General features: G+C 60.9%; 1 protein-coding gene. It reads left to right on the top strand.

Annotation, left to right across the window (positions count from 1 at the left end):
* Window positions 1–457: 457 nt before the first annotated feature.
* Window positions 458–2,206 (top strand): 4Fe-4S binding protein, encoded by a 1,749-nt coding sequence (locus EJP87_RS15465; RefSeq protein ID WP_193771442.1) that lies wholly within the window; start codon window positions 458–460, stop codon window positions 2,204–2,206.
* Window positions 2,207–2,350 lie beyond the last annotated feature (144 nt).

The following is a 2,350-nucleotide window of genomic DNA, read 5'->3' as shown; positions in this document are numbered from 1 at the left end:
AGGGGAGATTATCTCCCCTGGCGGGAGTCCAGAGGGCGGAGCCCTCTGGCGGGTTGCAAGGGCGGAGCCCTTGCATGGAGCGCGCTTTTCCAGAAGCAAATTTCCGCAGGAAATTTGCGCAGCGCGCACAAAACCTGCCCCGCAGGGGCAGACTCCGGGAGGGCGGCAGCCCGACATTCAACCGGGCAGCCTGGGAAAGTTTTTTGGGAATTGGATTGCTGGCCGGTACCAATGCATCTTGAACGCACCCTGTGCAGCAAGGGTATGAGTCGGGCTGCCGCCCTCCCAAAGTCGCCCCTTCGGGGCGGTTTTGTGCGCGCTGCGCAGATTTCCTGCGGAAATCTGCTTTTTGAAAAGCGCGCTCCCTGCAAGGGCTCCGCCCTTGCAACCCGCCAGGGACTCCGTCCCTGGACCCTGCCAGGGGAGATAATCTCCCCTGGACCCCATGGAAATTTTTATGTCTCACGACCACGCTCCGGCGGTCTCGCCGGCACCGGCTGTTCACGACCACGCTCCGGCGGCCTCGCCGGCACCGGCTGTGCATGACCATGCTCCTGGCACCGCTGCTTCGGGTGCTGTTCCGGTTGGGGGAGATGGTCATGGTCATGTGCATGCGGCCCCGACCCTGGGGCAGGGGCATGCCGGGCTGGGGCATGGGGGAGGCAGTGGGGGCCACACCATGCAGCATCCGGGTCTGCCCCAACGGTGGATCATTCCGGCGGCCCTTCTCATGGCCGGGATATTTTTCTGGGCGGTGCGGACCAATCCACCGGTGGCTCGTGTCAGACCCACCTATAACCTCTCCACGGTTCCTCTGTTCGGTTGGCTGATCCGTCTGTTGAACGCTGGGCCCTGGCCGTTGACGGTGTTGCGGATTGTGTTGGTGGTGGTCTTTACGTTGGTGCTCTTCGCCGGTCTGTTCGGCACCTCCCTGCCGGAGCGTAATCTGGCGACGGTCTTCACCTGGAACCTCTGGTGGCCGCTGGTGGTGATCTCGGTCTTTTTTTTCGGATCGGCTTGGTGTGCCATCTGTCCCTGGGACACTCTGGCCAATTGGATGATCCGGCGGCGGTTGTGGCGGCGGGCCTTGCCCCATCCCGGACTCAATCTCAAGGTGCCTCAGTGGTTGCGCAATGTTTTTCCGGCCCTGCTGCTGTTCATGGGGATGACCTGGCTGGAGTTGGGGGTCGGCGTGACCACCATTCCCGTGGCCACTGCGCTGATGGCGTTGGTGATGGTCTCCCTCTCTGCAGGGGGTCTGTTGCTCTTCGAGCGCAAGGCCTTTTGCCGGTATGGCTGTCCGGTGGGACGCACCATCGGCTTTTATTCCCGTCTGGCTCCCATCGAGGTTCGTTCCCAGGATCAGGAGATCTGCAGCCGCTGCAAAACCATGGAGTGCTACAACGGCTCCCCGGAGATTGAACCCTGCCCCACCCATCTCACGGTGGGACGCTTTTCCCAAAACACCTATTGTCTCTCTTGTGGCAACTGTGTCCTCAGTTGTCCCCACGACAATGTCTCCTGGCGATTGCGCACCATGGGCAGTGAGGCCATGGAGCAGGCCAGACCCCAATGGGACAGTGCCTGGTTTATGCTGGTGTTGCTGGGGATAACCTCCTTTCACGGCGTGACCATGATGCCCTTTTGGGTGGGGTGGGTCACCCAACTGGCCGGCTGGATCGGCGAGACTGGACAGTTGATCGGGAGTTTCAGTATCGGCATGATGATCGGTTTTTTTGGACCGGTTCTTTTGTACGCTCTGGCCATTCTGGCGACTTGGTGGATGGCCACGCCGGGGACCCGCTATCATCGGCTGTTTGTGGCCTTGCCCTTTTCCACTCTGCCCATGGCTTTTACCTATCATCTGGCCCACAACCTCTCCCATCTGTTGCGGGAGGGGGGGAATTTGACGGAGCTGTTTTTGAATCCGTTGGGGCTGGGCATGCAACCCATGACCGGGGCGGAACGGCATCAGCAGATGCTCTCCACCTGGATGCCGGAGGAGTGGATGTTTGCTGCCCAGAGCGGATTGATGGTATTGGGGATCTGGTTGGCGGTGGCCATTTTGCGCCATCGGGGGCTGGGACTGCTGGGAGGCAACGAAAATCTGAAAGGGCGACAATTGATCCCCATGCTCGTTTTCATGGGGGTCATCACCGCGTTTGATATTTGGTTGCTGTCCGAGGATATGGTGATGCGGTTTTAAACCGGCGGGATACGCAGTGGTCCAGCGAGGCGCGGGGTTTAAGCCCCGCGTTGACACAAAAAGTCCCATGGGGTCCAGGGGAGATTATCTCCCCTGGCGGGAGTCCAGAGGGCGGAGCCCTCTGGCGGGTTGCAAGGGCGGAGC

Source organism: Candidatus Magnetaquicoccus inordinatus, assembly GCF_004217665.1.
Lineage (GTDB): Bacteria > Pseudomonadota > Magnetococcia > Magnetococcales > Magnetaquicoccaceae > Magnetaquicoccus > Magnetaquicoccus inordinatus.
This window is presented reverse-complemented; position numbering and strand designations above follow the sequence as displayed.

Coding starts and splice junctions, on each gene's coding strand:
- EJP87_RS15465 (WP_193771442.1), top strand. CDS start 458: ATGTCTCACGACCACGCTCCGGCGGTCTCGCCGGCACCGGCTGTTCAC.